Source organism: Thermodesulfovibrio sp., assembly GCF_049969575.1.
Classification (GTDB): Bacteria; Nitrospirota; Thermodesulfovibrionia; order Thermodesulfovibrionales; family Thermodesulfovibrionaceae; genus Thermodesulfovibrio; species Thermodesulfovibrio obliviosus.
The window spans coordinates 28,249-42,910 of the sequence record NZ_JBMFOO010000001.1 but is presented as its reverse complement, the minus strand read 5'-3'; the positions used below and the strand labels follow the sequence as shown (position 1 = coordinate 42,910).

Sequence of the window (14,662 nt, the reverse complement as noted above, 5' to 3'; positions counted from 1 at the left end):
AATCAAACCTTTATCAGTTTATTCACAATCTCTTCAGAAAGTCTTTCAACTTCCTGCCTGAGCGCTGCTCTTATTCTTTCTGTTTCTGCTTTAATTTCTGCTCTTGCTTTTTCAATCATCTGAACAGCTTCTTTTTCAGCATTAGAGACAACTTCTCTCTGATAAGAAAGCCCTTCCTCTCTTAAAGCATTGATAATACTTTTTGCCTGAGCCTTTGCCTGAGCCAGATCTGCATTCATCTGAGCAATGGCTTTTTCCTTCTTTTCATTCATCAGTTGAGCTTCTTCCAGAGCACCTTTAATTGTCTGTTCTCTCTGCCTGAAAAGCTCCATCATTGGCTTAAAGAGAATAGCATTAAGAATAAACATCAATACAAAAAATTGAATCATTAAGACAAAAAACCAATTGTTGAACTCTAACATACCCCACCTTCTTTCTGTTAGATTTTTGCAGCTAAAAAAAACAACTGCAAAAAAGAATACCATAGAAAGTCTATTTTGTCAAGAAATTGTTAATTTTAAATTTTTATGGATTTCTTAAAATTTACTTATAAATCTCTGTGAATCACCACAGGATTAAGAGAAAGGCTTTTTATATACTCAGCTATTTCTTCTGCTAAAACCACTGACCTGTGCCTGCCTCCAGTACATCCAATTGCTATTGTTATATAAGCTCTTCCTTCTTTTTTATACCCTGAAACCGCAAAATTCAAAAAGTTCTTGATATACTTCAAAAATTCAATTGTTTCCTTCTGTTTCAATACAAAATCTCTTACTGGTTTATCTTTGCCGCTTAACTCTGTTAAAGAAGGCACAAAATAAGGATTGGGCAGGAATCTTGCGTCAAAAACAAGATCAGCATTCATAGGGACACCCTTTTTATAGCCAAAAGAAATAACAATTACTGAAGGCAGTATTTCTTCTGCTGCATAAATTGAACGAATTAAAGACTTCAACTGATGAGGATTAAATCGTGATGTATCAATTATTCTTTCAGAAAAGCTTCTGAGAGGATAAAGCATAGCTCTTTCCTTTTTGATTGCCTCAATTAAATCGCTGACATAACCTGAAAGGGGATGAGGTCTTCTTGTTTCTTTATATCTTAAAAGAATTGCCTCATCATCAGCTTCAAGAAACAAAACTTCTGTTTTATATGATTTTTTTATTTTTTTAATAAGTTTTATCGCTTCTTCAAAAAATTGTTGAACTCTAATGTCAATTCCTATTGCAATATTTCTAAAAGTTGTGTGCTTCTGAAGCAACTTTAAAAACTCCAGTATAACCGGAGGTGGAAGATTATCTACGCAAAAAAATCCTATATCTTCCAGCGTTCTAAGAGTTACGGTTTTACCTGCGCCAGAAAGTCCTGTTACTATTACTATAAATTTTTCAGAATTCAACTTATCTGGCTGGCTCAATTAAGCCAAAATTGCCATCTTTTCTTCTGTACACCACATTGACATCTCCAGTAAATGAGTTAAGGAAAATAAAGAAATCTTTATCTAAAAGTTCCATCTGGTCAACTGCTTCCTCTGGAGACATCGGTCTTAAATCAAATTTTTTATATTTAACAATTCTCTTTACCTGTTCTATTTCTTGAGGAGCTGTAGTAGGATATTTAACTGCTTCTTTTTTATTTTTATTTTGAATCTTCTCTTTATACTTCAAAACCTGTTTTTCAAGCTTCTCCACGACCTGATCCACTGCTGAATAAAGGTCTTCTGTTTTGCCTTCAGCCTGTATTAAATGCCCATTTACTTTTAACAAAACATCTATTTTGTGAGTAAACTTTTCTGTGCTTATTGTTACTATTGCCTCTGAAGCATCATTTAAAAACCTTTCAAATTTACTCACTCTTTTCTCAATATACTGTTTTAATGCTTCTGTGACATCAATGTTTTTCCCTCTGATTGTTATCTTCATGCTTGCTCCTCCCTAATAATTTTTTAGTTTTCTCAAAGATTTTGGTGGAATTTTAAGCTCTTCTCTATATTTTGCAACAGTTCTTCTGGCAATATCTATACCCTGTTTTTTTAACATATCTGAAATTTCCTGATCAGAAAGAGGATTTGCTGGATTTTCCTCGTTTATAATTTTTTGAATTAGCTCCTTTACAAAAGTAGTGGAAACACTTCCATGATTGGATGGCAAGGCATTGCTGAAAAAAAATCGGAAATTAAATACACCATGTTCACAGGCAAGATACTTATTTGAGGTTACCCTGCTTATTGTGCTTTCATGAAGTCCGAGATCACTCGCTACATCCTTCAAATTGAGGGGTTTTAAATAGCTAACACCTTTATCAAAAAACTCTCTCTGAAATTTGATCAGACTTTCAGTTACTCTGTAAATTGTTCTATTTCTCTGCTCTATGCTTCTTAAAAGCTCTATAGCATTTTTAAATTTTTCTTTCAGATATTTCTTTTCATCAGAAGATAAATCTTTTTCTGTAAAAAGCTCCCTGTAAAGTTTGCTTAACCTTAGCTTTGGAATTCCTTCGTCATTCAATATAATCTGATATTCACCTTCAACTTTGTTTACATAAACATCAGGAACTGGAATGTTCACCTGTGCTTTAGAAAAATTTCTACCGGGTCTTGGTTCAAGTTTCTCTATGATTTTTACTGCTTTAATGACTTCATCAATAGAGACATTAAATTTCTTCGCTATGGTTTCATATTTCTTCTTTCTTATATCTTCAAGATGCTCTTCAACAACAAACTGAACAAGAGTATTTCCAAGATCAAGTGCTTTTATCTGCAAGATTAAACATTCTTTAATATCCCTTGCGCCAACTCCTGGAGGATCAAATTCCTGAACAAGTTTAATTGCTTTCTTTACAGTCTCAATATTTGTATCTGCAATTTTTGCTATTTCTTCCTCTGTTGCCTTAAGATATCCGTCTTCATCAATGTTACCAATAATTATCTCTGCCACTGCTCTTATTTCATCTGAAGCCTTGCTTAATCTTAGTTGCCACAGGAGATATTCCCAGAGGTCAGAGGTCGTTGAATAAAAAAGTTCAAAGGAAGGCTTTTCCTCTATGCCTGGGGTAAAATAGCCAAGATCTCTACCATCATCAGCTCTTTCAGCAAAATATTCATCTATCATTATCTTTTCTAATTTATCAACTGCTATGGGTTCTTCAATTTCTTCTGAAATTTCTTTTTCATGATTGTTTTCAGTCTCTTCATCTATTTCAAGCATAGGATTTTCCATTAACTGAAGTTCAATAAACTGACTGAGTTCAAGCTGTGGTAACTGTAAAAGCTTTAGCTGAAGCTGAAGCTGCGGTGTAAGTGCCAGTTTCTGCGTAAGCCTTAACTCAGTTTTCTGTTCAAGTGCCATTATAGTTTAAACTCCTCCCCTAAATAAGCTTCTCTTACCACTGGATCATTAATCAAAGTATCTGGGCCACCCTCGGCAAGCAATTTACCGCTGTGTATAATAAATGCTCTATCAGTTATAGAAAGAGTCTCTCTCACATTATGGTCTGTTATTATTACTCCAATTCCTCTGTCTTTTAAATGCTTTATTGTTTTTTTTAGTTCAACCACAGCAAGAGGATCTATACCTGCAAATGGTTCATCAAAAAGCATAAAAATAGGTTTTAATGCAATTGCCCTTGCAATCTCAGCTCTTCTACGTTCACCACCTGAAAGTTTGTATCCTTCTCTGTCTGCAAACTCTGTTAAATTAAATTCTTTAAGAATTTCATTAACCTCTTCGTCAATTCTTGATAAAGCATTTTTATCATCGTCGTATTTAATTTCAAGAACAGCCTTCAGATTCTCTCTAACTGTTAACTTTCTAAATATAGAAGGTTCTTGAGGAAGGTATCCCAATCCAAGTCTTGCTCTTTCATAAATTGGCATTGATGAAATGTTCTTATCATCAAGAAAGATACTGCCACTGTCAGGCTTTATTATTCCTGTTATCATGTAAAATGTGGTTGTTTTCCCGGCACCATTAGGACCAAGTAAACCAACAACCTCTCCGCTTTCTACTTTAAAGCTGATACTCTTAACAGCTTCCTTTTTACCAAAGCTTTTTTTTAAATTTTCAACCTTAAGAGTGCTCATTTTCCTGATTTTTTCTCTTTTAAATAAACCTTACTTTTTTCCACCACTGATCTGTCATCTTTCATGAAATATGTTATCTTTTCACCTGTTACAAGATTTTTACCCTCTGTTGCTCTTGGCTCTCCAGTAAATATTACTCTTTCTTCTGGCTCAGGAAGATATGTTGCCTTATGGGAGGTAATAACTCTGTCTGCCTTTACAAGCTTTACATCTCCTATTGCCTCTATCATTTTTATATTCCCACCTTTTTGCTCATCTTCATAATAAACAATCATTTTATTTGCATACAATGTAACCTCTCCTCTTTTAGCAACAACATTTCCCTCAAAAGTAGCTGTTTTTGTTTTACTATCATTTATAAGCGTTTTTGAGGTTATTATTATAGGCTCTGGCATTTCCTTTTTGTCCTGAGCCAAAACTGGATTAATAAAAAGAAACAAAGCTACTAAAAATATAAAACTACTTCTTAGAATAGACAATTGCTTTCACCCCTTTCTTTAATTCTATCAAATTCTCACTGGCTTTGCCAGAGTTGCCTTCTATAATAAACCTGTTTCCTTCAATCTTAAGTGGATTATCGGAATAAAGAGTTTTATCCTTCGCACTCCAGTAAGCCTCTGTGCCATAAATTTTATAGTCCTTTGAAAATCCTTCTATTCCTTCACTTAAAATAAGGTCGCCGGATTCAATCCAGTAAAATCCCTTTCTGGCTTTTACAGTAAGATTTTTTTCAGGGAAAAACATTGTAAGCTCCCGTAAATCCATTAACTTCCCATCATCACTCATTAAAGCTTCTTTTGAAAAAAGTTGTAGTTTCAACTGCCCATCTTTTTTCTGAATAAACTGAGCATCTCTAAAAAAAGAACCTTCCATTGAAACCTTTACCTTAATAGGATGCTCTTTGTCCAGATAATTAAACACTACAAACAAAATCACCACAAAAAATATACTCGAAAAAATCAAAATCAGTTTTTTCATCTCTGTTTAAATATACCATAAAAAACCTTTCCCGTGCGATTAAGGAAAACTTTTGACTTGTAAGAGCAATTTAGTTTAAACTTTAAAATGCATTTTATAAAAAATGGAATAGTGATATTTTTTCTGCTGTGTTTAATTTATGCAAAACCTTGTTATGCAGAAGTTGACTATTTTAAAAATTTTAAAGAAACTCTTTTATCCTACTTCCCTATAATTACTGGTAAAGTTGTAAAACTGGAAGAAAACAAACTCTCTCTTGATAAAGGCTTTAAAGATGGAATAAGAAAAGGACAGAGAGTGGTTATTTTTGAAGAGACTGTTCCTTTAATTCATCCTGTAACAAGACAGGTTATAGGTAAATCAGAAAAAATAGTTGGTTTAGCTGAAGTTATAAGCGTTGAAGAAAACTCTTCTGTGGCTGAGGTTTTAGAAGGAAATATTTCCTCCAGCGAACCACTTTTATTCAAAATACCGAAATCAAAAATTAAAATTTTATATGCTCAAGGAGATACTGAATGGGCAGTCGGTGAAGGCTATTACAGGGAACTGAAAGATACTGAGAGATTTGAACTTATTGATGCTCCTGTAAATGTAACAGATATAGAAAAAGTTTTAAAACAGTCTGGGAACGCTGATGTCTTACTCTTCCTTAAACAATCAAAACAGAATGGAAACCTGAAGATTTCTCAAGAGCTTTACTGGATAAAGGATAAAAAACTTTTTTCACACTCAGAAATTGAACTCAATCAAGTAGCTTTGAGTGAGTTAAGAAAGAAATATGCCTCATTAATAGTCCCTGAAGGGCACACACTTCTTTCCTTCAGACTTTCAAGAAGCATTAACAGGGTAGCTGTTGGCAATTTTGACGGAACAAGTCAAAATCAAATTTTAATTGCCTCAGACAGTGAAATAAGCCTCTACACCATAGATGTTGACCTGAAACTCAAGAGTAACTATTCAATTCCAGTAGGTGGTGATATTCTCTGGTTTGATACAGGTGATATTGACAGAGACAGCAAAGACGAGATAGTAATAACAATAAAGAAGGATGAAAGAGTTATTTCACTAATAATTAAGTGGGTTAGCGATGGTTTCAATGAAATTGCCAGACTTAATGATGTATTTTTAAGAATCTATGATGGAAAATTAATTGCTCAGAAGTATTCTCCTTCCTCTGGTTTTGATGGAGAGATTTTTTATATAACAGCTCAACAGTCAAGGTATCAGTCTCAGGGTGTGTTTAAACTTCCAGTTAAAGCAAATATCTATGATTTTTATCTTTTCGGCAATATTATGTTTAAATGGGAAGATGATGGCTCTCTCGCAGTATACAACAAAAAAGGTGTTTCTCTCTGGCGCTCACAGCAACCTCTTGGATACGGGCTACAGTATGAAAAACAAACTGGAATTGCCATGTTAAGCCTCGGAAAATGGAAAGTTCAAAGCAGAATAAAACCTTTAAGTAATGGAGTAATAGTTATAGAGAAAAAACCTCTTTTAGGGCTTGTAAATGTTTCAACTTTGGGATACAAAAGCTCTACATTACATCTTCTTCAATGGACAGGAATCGGGATTGAAGATACATCCGTTACAGAAGAGATGTCAGGAGAAATACTTGACTATGCTGTTTCATCAGATAAATTGTTTGTTCTTGTAAAGCCTCCTTTTGGCTTCAATCCAAAGAGGCTTCTTCAGGGAGAGAATCCTTTTGAGACAATTCTACATATACTTTCCTTCAAATATTAAAAATGGGCAGATTTATAAAACATGTTGGAATAATAATGGATGGAAATGGAAGATGGGCACAGATGAGAGGACTGCCTCGTTATGAAGGACATAAAAGAGGAGTTGAAAAAGTAAAAGAAATTATCCGTGCTGCTATAAGATTGAATATTGATATTGTTACTTTTTATGCCTTTTCAATAGAAAACTGGCAAAGACCCAAAAAAGAAGTTGAAATAATTATGGAGTTATTACAAAATCATCTAAAAAAAGAAACTCAATTGTTTCTTTCCCAGGGAGTCAGGTTCAAAATGATAGGGAATCGTCAGATGATGCCTTCAGATGTCCTTAAAATAATTGAGGAAACAGAGCAAATAACAGGACAGTGTAGTACTCTTACTGCACAGTTTGCCATAAGTTATGGCGGAAGGGATGAAATTTTAAGAGCAGTAAAAAAAATAATTGAACATCAAATCAAACCTGATGAACTCAGTGAAAGCTTATTCTCATCTATGCTTGACACAGCCGGGTCTCCAGAGCCTGATCTTATAATAAGAACTTCAGGTGAACAAAGACTTAGCAATTTTTTAATATGGCAGTCTGCCTATTCAGAGTTTTACTTTACACAAACCCTCTGGCCAGATTTCACTGAAGAGGAGTTTACAGAAGCAATTCTTGATTTTAAAAAAAGACAGAGGAGATTTGGAAAAGTAAGTGAATTTGCAGGGTCATAAAAAAAGAATTCTTGTTGCATTAATAACGCTTCCTCTTTTACTTTTATTGATTGTAAAGCTACCGCCCTACTTCTTTTTAGCATTCCTTACAGCAGTTTGTGCTACAGGAATGTGGGAATTTTTAAAAATGTATAAGACTCATGGTTTCTGGATTGGTTTTGGAATTTTCTGTTCTGTGATCATTTTTTTACTTAACTGTGTTTATCCCCAGTTTGCACTGAATTATTATGCTACAGCCTTTGCAGTAATAACTATCATTCGTTTAATATCAAAAAAAGAGCCTCAGTATGCGCTCTCTGAAATCTCTCCTGTTATGATTGGACTTCTTTATATTCCTTCGTTACTCGTTTTTCACTGGTTCTTAAGAGAGCATGGATGGCAATGGATTATATATTTGTATGCTGTTGTATGGTCAGCAGACTCTTTTGCCTATTACATTGGAAAGGGATTCGGGAAAAAGAAGCTTTATCCAGAGGTAAGCCCCAAAAAAACATGGGCTGGTGCTTATGGTTCTATAGTAGGTGGAATAATTGCTTCTTTATTATTTGGAAATTTTTTACTGTCAAAGCCTTTTGTCAAGCTTTTAATCGCAGGTTTTTTAATTGGCTTTATCAGCATATTTGGTGATCTTGTTGAATCAATGTTTAAAAGAGATGCTCAGGTAAAGGATTCAAGCTTTCTTTTTCCAGAACATGGTGGAGTTCTTGATAAAATAGATAGTATGCTTTTTGCTGGAGTTTTACTTTATTTTTTTATGAGGCTTATGTAGGAGAATGCATTGAAAAAAGTTGTAATACTTGGTAGCACAGGCTCTATAGGTAAAAATGCTCTTCAGGTAATAAGGCAATTTCCTGAAAAATTTAAGGTACTGGGACTTGCTGTAAAAAGCAGCATTAACCTTCTTAAAGAGCAGATTGAAGAGTTTAAACCAGAGTATGTAGCAGTCTATGATAAAAAAGCCTGTGAAAAGTTAAAGAAAGAAATACAATCATTAAATATACTCTGCGGAACTGAAGGAGTATGCGAGATTGCAGGACTTAAAGAAGCAGACATTGTTCTTTCAGCCATTGTTGGTGCAGAAGGTCTTCTACCCACATTTGAAGCAGTAAAGGCTGGCAAAGTAGTAGCACTCGCAAATAAGGAGAGCCTTGTAATGGCTGGTGACTTAATAAAAAAACAAGCTAACCACAGCGGAGCTCAGATAATTCCTGTTGATAGCGAACACAGTGCTGTTTTTCAGTGCATTAATGGATGCAATAAACCTTATATAAGAAAAATATGGCTTACTGCCTCTGGAGGACCTTTTAGAGGGAAAAAAACCAGTGAAATAGAAAATGTAACTCCTCAGGAAGCACTAAATCATCCAAAATGGAAGATGGGGAAGAGAATTACCATAGATTCAGCAACCCTTATGAATAAAGGATTTGAGGTTATTGAAGCACATTTTCTCTTTGACATACCTGTTGAAAACATTGCAGTATTGATTCATCCTCAAAGTATTGTGCATTGCCTTGTTGAATTTATTGACGGAACCTATCTCGCCCAGATAAGCAACCCTGATATGAAAGCACCTATTGCACTGGCACTATCCCTTCCAGAGAGGCTTCCAGATATAATTTCTCCAATAGACTGGAAAGCCTTACGAGAGCTTAACTTTGAATTACCTGATACAGAGGTTTTCCCATGCCTCAGTCTTGCTTATGAAGCAGTCAGGATTGGAGGCAGTATGCCAGTGGTTTTAAATGCAGCTGATGAGATTGCTGTTGATGCTTTTCTTTCAGGAAAGTTAAAATTTAATGAGATACCCAAATTGATTAAAAAAGTTATGGATGCCCACAGGGTTTTTAATCCTGACAGTATAGAAGAAATCCTTGAAGTTGATAGCTGGGCAAGAAAAAAAGCATTGAAGGAGATAAAAAAATGAATTTTATTTATGCAATAATTCTTTTTGGTTTTTTAATATTCATTCATGAATTTGGACATTTTTTAGCTGCTAAGATAAGCGGAGTAAGAGTGCTTAAATTTTCAATTGGTTTCGGACCAAAAGTGATAGGAAAAAAAATTGGAGAAACAGAATATCTACTGAGTGCTGTTCCTCTTGGTGGATATGTAAAGATGTATGGGGAAGAACCAACAGATGAAGTAATTGATGAAATGCGATCTTTCAAGCACCAGCCAGTTTATAAAAAGATTTTCATTGTTTTTGCAGGTCCTTTTTTTAATATTCTTGGTGCAGTCATTCTTTTTTGGATTGTATTTGTTCACGGAGTTCCTGTAATTAAACCAGTAATAGGAGAAGTTATGAAAAATTCACCTGCCTACATGGCAGGATTAAAGACTGGCGATAAAATTGTAGAGATTGAAGGGCAAAAAATCTCAAACTGGTTTGATATGGCTCAGTTCATCCAGCAGAATCCAAATAAAAATCTCAATTTCAAAATTGAAAGAAACGGTGAAATCATTCAACTTCAGATAACGCCTCAGGAAAAGGAAGTTAAAAATATTTTTGGAGAAAAAGTTTTTGTTGGGCAAATCGGAATAAAACCAGATGAAAAGGCAGTCTTTATCAAGAAAGAAAATCCTCTTTCTGCTCTTAAAATATCTATCCAAAGATGTTATGAAATTGTAGAGCTTACTTATCTTACTATCGTAAAAATCTTTCAAAGAGTTGTTTCAACAGAGGTCATAGGAGGTCCTATCCTCATATTTCAGGCTGCAGGTAAAACTGCTGAGCAGGGCATGGTAAGTTTTTTAAGCTTTGCAGCAATAATTAGCATAAATCTTGGAGTGCTCAATCTCTTGCCAATTCCAGTACTTGATGGTGGGCATATTTTATTTTTCTTAATTGAAGCAGTAAGAAGAAAACCTCTAAGTGAAAAATTCATTGCAGTTTCCCAAAAAATTGGAATAGCACTTTTAGTTGCCTTGATGATGCTTGCTTTTTACAATGACATTCTGAGACTTTTACATCCAGGGAAGATGTTCCGATGAAAAGACTATTTTCAGCTGGAGGAGTTGTTTACAAATTTGAAAACGATGATTTAAAAATACTCCTGATTTCAACAAAGGAAGGCAAAATATGGGCTTTACCAAAGGGATTGATAGAAAAAGGAGAGAGTCCTCATGAAACTGCATTAAGAGAAATAAAAGAAGAAACAGGCATAAGTGGTAAGATAGTTGATGAAATTGGAGAAACTTCTTACTGGTTTGTCATGGATGGGAAAAAATACTTTAAAACCGTAAAATATTTTCTTGTAAAATACACAGGCGGACAGATAATGCCTCAGTGGGAAATCAACTCCGCAGAGTGGTTCAGTCCTGAAGAAGCAATGAAAAAAATTACATATAAAACTGACAAAGAAATCTTGAAAAAAGCAATAGAGAAAATCTATGAGCAAAATACTAAATCCTGAAAAACTTAAAAAAGAAATAGACAAATTAAAAAAAGAAGGGAAAAAAATTGTTTTTACAAATGGTTGCTTTGACATAATCCATGTTGGGCATATAAGATATCTTAAAGAAGCAAAAAAAATGGGAGATATTCTTATTATTGCCTTAAACACTGATAAATCCGTGGGAAGAATTAAACCCTCAAGACCAATTAATCCAGAAAATGAAAGAGCAGAAGTGATTGCATCTCTTCAGATGGTTGATTTTGTCACTTTTTTTGATGAAGATACTCCATACAATCTTATTAAATATCTTCAACCTGATGTTATTGTTAAAGGCGGAGATTGGAAGGTAGAACATATTGTAGGCGCAGACATTGTAAAAGAAGTTTACAGCCTTCCGTATTTTGAGGGAGTCTCTACAACTGAAATAATAAATAGAATTCTGAATAAATATAAAACTCAACAGTCACAGCCTCCAGCTGAAATCATTGAAAAAGCAAAAAAATTAAAATTTCTCATACTTGATGTTGATGGAGTTTTAACTCGTGGAGACATAATACTTGATGAAGAAAACAACGAGTTTAAAATCTTTAATGTAAGAGATGGCCATGGGCTTGTTATGCTTCATAAAGCAGGTGTAAATATTGCAGTAATTACTGGCAGGCATTCAAAGGCACTACAACGAAGAATGAAAGAGCTCGGAATTACAGAAATTTATCAAGGAACAAGGGAAAAATTAAAAATTTTCAATGAAATAGTTAAAACATATGAATTAAAAAAAGAAGAAATAGCAGCGATGGGTGATGATATAATTGATTTATCCATGCTTACAAGAGCAGGGCTTTCCTTTGCACCAGAAGATGCTCATGAAGAGGTCAAAAAAAGAGTTGATTATATAACTTTAAACAAAGCTGGAAAAGGTGCTGTGCGGGAAATCTGTGATATAATCTTAAAAGCAAAGGGACTTTGGGATAAATTCATAGATGAGTACTCAAATTTTTAATCTTCCAACAACATTAACGATTATACGCATACTTATTATCCCGATTTTTATAATAGAAACACCAACAAATCCGCAATTGGGTGCTGTACTGTTTTTTATTGCTTCTTTAACAGATTTTCTTGATGGATATCTGGCAAGAAAATTTCGTCAGATAACAAAATTAGGAATTATATTAGACCCTATTGCTGACAAACTTCTTGTAATATCTGCCTTAATTATCCTTGTTGACATAGCAAGAGTTCCTGCATGGATAGCCACTGTTATTGTTTTAAGAGAATTTATAATCACCACAATGCGTTTTTATGCTTTATCTCGTGGAGTTGTTATTCCTGCTGAAACTGCTGGTAAGGCAAAAACCGTACTTCAGATGATATCAATTTTACTACTTCTCATTGCAGAGGAAATATACGGAGTTGACCTTTACGATATAGGACTTATTTTAATATACATTGCTACATTTGTGGCTGTATTTTCTGGAATTAAATATATTTTCCACTTCTGGAGGAGCATAAAATGAGCGCACTTTTATGCATAATTGCCTTTTTGTTTGGCTCTATTCCATGGGGTTATCTTATTGGTAAAGCAAAAGGAATTGATCTGAGAAAAACTGGAAGTGGAAATATTGGTGCAACAAATGTAATGAGAGTCATTGGCAAAAAACAGGCATTAATTACTTTATTGCTTGATATATCAAAAGGTTTTATCCCTGTCTTAATTTTTAAAATAGCCATCACTTCAGATCCTGTTTTGCTTGGGATGGCAGGTATCTCAGCTGTACTTGGACACTGTTTTACGCCTTTTCTTAAGTTTAAAGGAGGCAAAGGAGTTGCTACATCTATCGGAGTTTTATTAGCCTATATGCCTTTAGCCGGGTTTATTACAGTTTTTATCTGGATAATTACTGTTAAAATTAGCAAAATCTCTTCTCTTGGAGCACTTGTCTGCTTTGCTTTGCTTCCCTTGAATGTAATCATTATAAACTATCCCAAGGAGTTTTTGGTTTTTGCATGGCTCTTTACAATTCTCATTTATTCAAGACATATTTCAAATATAAAGAGGTTGATTAAAGGAACTGAACCAAGAATCGGAGAAAACAAATGAAAGCTGTTGTGCTTTTAAGCGGAGGAATTGATTCATCTACCACACTTGCCATAGCAAAAAATGAAGGATTTGAATGTTATGCGATTTCCTTTGATTATGCTCAAAGACATCGAATAGAGCTTGATTTTGCTAAAAAGGTGGCAAAACATATAGGAGTAAAAGAGCATTTAATCATTTCCTTTGATTTAAGAAAAATCGGAGGTTCAGCTTTAACATCAGAGATAGATGTGCCAGCAGGAACACAGGAAGGAATTCCTGTCACCTATGTTCCGGCCCGTAATACTATATTCCTGAGTTTTGCCCTCGCATGGGCAGAAGTTTTAAATGCACCATTCATTTTTATAGGTGCTAATGTTGTTGATTATTCTGGATATCCTGATTGTAGACCCGAATATCTTCAAGCTTTTGAACGCATGGCAAATCTTGCAACAAAAATCTCAGTAGAAGGCAAATTGCAGTTTAAAATTCATGCTCCTCTTCTTTATCTTACAAAAGCAGAAATAATTAAAAAAGGAATTGAACTCGGGCTTGATTATTCTCTTACATGGAGTTGCTATGATCCACAGGGTGATCCTCCAAAACCATGTCTTGAATGCCCAAGCTGTTTGTTTAGATTAAAAGCCTTTGAAGAAGCTGGTATAAAAGATCCTTTGCTTAAATGATTACACTCACAATACATACAAATGTAATAAAAAAAATAATTCTAAGCGCAATCAAGGCAAACAAAGGTAAATACAGCTATGAAGAATTGGTAATTGATGGTTTAAAAATTCTTGATATGATAAGAAATGTAGGTTGTAAAATCACCATTACAGGTAAAGAAAACCTCAAAAATTTAAAATCTCCATGTGTTTTTATAGCAAATCACATGAGCACCCTTGAAACACTGGTTCTTCCCGGTGTAATTGGAAAAGAATTCAGAGTAACTTTTGTAGTGAAGAAATCTTTGCTTAAATATCCCTTTTTTGGAAAGATTTTGTCTGCTCTGAATCCAATTCCTGTTACAAGAAAAAATCCCAGAGAAGACTATAAAGTAGTCATAACTGAAGGAGTAAAAAGGCTTCAGGAAGGAATATCTGTAATCGTCTTTCCTCAAGCAACCCGTGAGATTATTTTTGACCCAATAAAGTTCAACACTCTTGGAATAAAGCTTGCAAAAAAAGCTCACGTTCCCGCTGTGCCTATAGCTTTAAGAACAGATGCATGGGGAATAGGCAAAATTTTTAAAGACTTTGGTAAAATTGATCCTTCAAAACCTGTGTGTTTTTTCATCGGTAGTCCCCTTTATGTTGAAAATAAAGGACTTAAGGAGCATATGCAGGTCATTCAATTTATAGAAAACTCTCTTAAAAAATGTTATAATTGATTATGCAAGTTAAAGCTAATGATAGAATTGAAACTTTTCACGACCTTGTCAGAGTTCTCAAAACTCATCCAGAATGGCTTGAAGAGCTGAGGCAACTTATTTTAACTACTGAACTCATTGAACTACCGAAAAAATTTGAGGAATTCATAGAAAACGAATTTAAACCTTTAAAGAAAAAAGTAGACAAATTAGAAGAAGATGTGGCTGTCCTTAAACAGGATGTGGCTGTCCTTAAACAGGATGTGAAAGTATTAAAGGATGATGTTGGAATGCTTAAAGGTGACA

General features: G+C 34.3%; 18 protein-coding genes and 1 pseudogene. 12 read left to right on the top strand and 7 right to left on the bottom strand.

Annotated features, from left to right (window positions below):
- Nucleotides 1-2: 2 nt before the first annotated feature.
- From atpF to lptC, 7 genes are all read right to left on the bottom strand, one after another.
- Nucleotides 3-422 (bottom strand): F0F1 ATP synthase subunit B, encoded by a 420-nt coding sequence (atpF, locus tag ACP5O9_RS00240; protein ID WP_353686418.1) that lies wholly within the window; start codon nt 420-422, stop codon nt 3-5.
- Nucleotides 423-547: 125 nt separating this feature from the next.
- Complete coding sequence (gene rapZ, locus ACP5O9_RS00235; protein ID WP_428723212.1) at nt 548-1,399, bottom strand: RapZ family nucleotide-binding protein; 852 nt, start codon at nt 1,397-1,399, stop codon at nt 548-550.
- Between the two features lies 1 nt (nt 1,400).
- Nucleotides 1,401-1,922: a ribosome hibernation-promoting factor, HPF/YfiA family gene (hpf, locus tag ACP5O9_RS00230; RefSeq protein ID WP_353686416.1), complete on the bottom strand. Its 522-nt coding sequence runs from the start codon at nt 1,920-1,922 to the stop codon at nt 1,401-1,403.
- A gap of 12 nt (nt 1,923-1,934) precedes the next feature.
- Nucleotides 1,935-3,347, bottom strand: a complete 1,413-nt coding sequence (rpoN, locus tag ACP5O9_RS00225) for an RNA polymerase factor sigma-54 (RefSeq protein WP_428723211.1) — start codon at nt 3,345-3,347, stop codon at nt 1,935-1,937.
- Nucleotides 3,347-4,081, bottom strand: coding sequence for an LPS export ABC transporter ATP-binding protein (gene lptB, locus ACP5O9_RS00220; protein WP_353686414.1), 735 nt, complete (start codon nt 4,079-4,081; stop codon nt 3,347-3,349). Before lptB ends, rpoN begins: the two co-directional genes overlap by 1 nt.
- Nucleotides 4,078-4,560: an LptA/OstA family protein gene (locus ACP5O9_RS00215; protein ID WP_353686413.1), complete on the bottom strand. Its 483-nt coding sequence runs from the start codon at nt 4,558-4,560 to the stop codon at nt 4,078-4,080. The genes lptB and ACP5O9_RS00215 overlap by 4 nt, the downstream gene beginning before the upstream one ends.
- Nucleotides 4,541-5,059 carry an LPS export ABC transporter periplasmic protein LptC gene (gene lptC / locus ACP5O9_RS00210; protein WP_353686412.1) on the bottom strand — a complete coding sequence of 173 codons (519 nt, stop codon included), beginning with the start codon at nt 5,057-5,059 and terminating at the stop codon, nt 4,541-4,543. Before lptC ends, ACP5O9_RS00215 begins: the two co-directional genes overlap by 20 nt.
- A gap of 87 nt (nt 5,060-5,146) precedes the next feature.
- Between lptC and ACP5O9_RS00205 the strand changes: the two genes are divergently transcribed.
- From ACP5O9_RS00205 to ACP5O9_RS00150, 12 genes and pseudogenes are all read left to right on the top strand, one after another.
- Nucleotides 5,147-6,805: an FG-GAP repeat domain-containing protein gene (locus ACP5O9_RS00205; RefSeq protein WP_353686411.1), complete on the top strand. Its 1,659-nt coding sequence runs from the start codon at nt 5,147-5,149 to the stop codon at nt 6,803-6,805.
- A gap of 2 nt (nt 6,806-6,807) precedes the next feature.
- Complete coding sequence (locus ACP5O9_RS00200) at nt 6,808-7,515, top strand: isoprenyl transferase (protein ID WP_353686410.1); 708 nt, start codon at nt 6,808-6,810, stop codon at nt 7,513-7,515.
- Nucleotides 7,496-8,284 carry a phosphatidate cytidylyltransferase gene (locus ACP5O9_RS00195; RefSeq protein WP_353686409.1) on the top strand — a complete coding sequence of 263 codons (789 nt, stop codon included), beginning with the start codon at nt 7,496-7,498 and terminating at the stop codon, nt 8,282-8,284. Before ACP5O9_RS00200 ends, ACP5O9_RS00195 begins: the two co-directional genes overlap by 20 nt.
- 9 nt (nt 8,285-8,293) lie before the next feature.
- On the top strand, nt 8,294-9,439 hold the full coding sequence (locus ACP5O9_RS00190; RefSeq protein ID WP_353686408.1) for a 1-deoxy-D-xylulose-5-phosphate reductoisomerase: 1,146 nt from the start codon (nt 8,294-8,296) through the stop codon (nt 9,437-9,439).
- Nucleotides 9,436-10,506, top strand: a complete 1,071-nt coding sequence (gene rseP / locus ACP5O9_RS00185) for an RIP metalloprotease RseP (RefSeq protein WP_424904926.1) — start codon at nt 9,436-9,438, stop codon at nt 10,504-10,506. Before ACP5O9_RS00190 ends, rseP begins: the two co-directional genes overlap by 4 nt.
- Nucleotides 10,503-10,928, top strand: coding sequence for an NUDIX hydrolase (locus ACP5O9_RS00180; RefSeq protein ID WP_353686406.1), 426 nt, complete (start codon nt 10,503-10,505; stop codon nt 10,926-10,928). Before rseP ends, ACP5O9_RS00180 begins: the two co-directional genes overlap by 4 nt.
- Nucleotides 10,906-11,910: a D-glycero-beta-D-manno-heptose 1-phosphate adenylyltransferase gene (gene rfaE2, locus ACP5O9_RS00175; protein ID WP_353686405.1), complete on the top strand. Its 1,005-nt coding sequence runs from the start codon at nt 10,906-10,908 to the stop codon at nt 11,908-11,910. Before ACP5O9_RS00180 ends, rfaE2 begins: the two co-directional genes overlap by 23 nt.
- Nucleotides 11,891-12,427: a CDP-diacylglycerol--glycerol-3-phosphate 3-phosphatidyltransferase gene (gene pgsA, locus ACP5O9_RS00170; RefSeq protein ID WP_353686404.1), complete on the top strand. Its 537-nt coding sequence runs from the start codon at nt 11,891-11,893 to the stop codon at nt 12,425-12,427. The genes rfaE2 and pgsA overlap by 20 nt, the downstream gene beginning before the upstream one ends.
- Nucleotides 12,424-13,011 (top strand): glycerol-3-phosphate acyltransferase, encoded by a 588-nt coding sequence (gene plsY, locus ACP5O9_RS00165; RefSeq protein WP_428723210.1) that lies wholly within the window; start codon nt 12,424-12,426, stop codon nt 13,009-13,011. The genes pgsA and plsY overlap by 4 nt, the downstream gene beginning before the upstream one ends.
- Nucleotides 13,008-13,673 (top strand): 7-cyano-7-deazaguanine synthase QueC, encoded by a 666-nt coding sequence (queC, locus tag ACP5O9_RS00160; RefSeq protein ID WP_428723209.1) that lies wholly within the window; start codon nt 13,008-13,010, stop codon nt 13,671-13,673. Before plsY ends, queC begins: the two co-directional genes overlap by 4 nt.
- A complete protein-coding gene (locus ACP5O9_RS00155; protein WP_428723208.1) occupies nt 13,670-14,377 on the top strand; it encodes a lysophospholipid acyltransferase family protein in 708 nt (235 codons plus the stop codon). The genes queC and ACP5O9_RS00155 overlap by 4 nt, the downstream gene beginning before the upstream one ends.
- A gap of 2 nt (nt 14,378-14,379) precedes the next feature.
- Nucleotides 14,380-14,662 (top strand): annotated as a pseudogene (locus tag ACP5O9_RS00150) (hypothetical protein); the annotation flags it as partial.

Excerpts from the sequence above, each read along its gene's own strand:
- atpF (WP_353686418.1), bottom strand. The coding sequence starts at position 422 with ATGTTAGAGTTCAACAATTGGTTTTTTGTCTTAATGATTCAATTTTTT.
- hpf (WP_353686416.1), bottom strand. The coding sequence starts at position 1,922 with ATGAAGATAACAATCAGAGGGAAAAACATTGATGTCACAGAAGCATTA.
- rpoN (WP_428723211.1), bottom strand. The coding sequence starts at position 3,347 with ATGGCACTTGAACAGAAAACTGAGTTAAGGCTTACGCAGAAACTGGCA.
- lptB (WP_353686414.1), bottom strand. The coding sequence starts at position 4,081 with ATGAGCACTCTTAAGGTTGAAAATTTAAAAAAAAGCTTTGGTAAAAAG.
- lptC (WP_353686412.1), bottom strand. The coding sequence starts at position 5,059 with ATGAAAAAACTGATTTTGATTTTTTCGAGTATATTTTTTGTGGTGATT.
- ACP5O9_RS00205 (WP_353686411.1), top strand. The coding sequence starts at position 5,147 with ATGCATTTTATAAAAAATGGAATAGTGATATTTTTTCTGCTGTGTTTA.
- ACP5O9_RS00200 (WP_353686410.1), top strand. The coding sequence starts at position 6,808 with ATGGGCAGATTTATAAAACATGTTGGAATAATAATGGATGGAAATGGA.
- rseP (WP_424904926.1), top strand. The coding sequence starts at position 9,436 with ATGAATTTTATTTATGCAATAATTCTTTTTGGTTTTTTAATATTCATT.
- ACP5O9_RS00180 (WP_353686406.1), top strand. The coding sequence starts at position 10,503 with ATGAAAAGACTATTTTCAGCTGGAGGAGTTGTTTACAAATTTGAAAAC.
- rfaE2 (WP_353686405.1), top strand. The coding sequence starts at position 10,906 with ATGAGCAAAATACTAAATCCTGAAAAACTTAAAAAAGAAATAGACAAA.
- pgsA (WP_353686404.1), top strand. The coding sequence starts at position 11,891 with ATGAGTACTCAAATTTTTAATCTTCCAACAACATTAACGATTATACGC.
- plsY (WP_428723210.1), top strand. The coding sequence starts at position 12,424 with ATGAGCGCACTTTTATGCATAATTGCCTTTTTGTTTGGCTCTATTCCA.
- queC (WP_428723209.1), top strand. The coding sequence starts at position 13,008 with ATGAAAGCTGTTGTGCTTTTAAGCGGAGGAATTGATTCATCTACCACA.
- ACP5O9_RS00155 (WP_428723208.1), top strand. The coding sequence starts at position 13,670 with ATGATTACACTCACAATACATACAAATGTAATAAAAAAAATAATTCTA.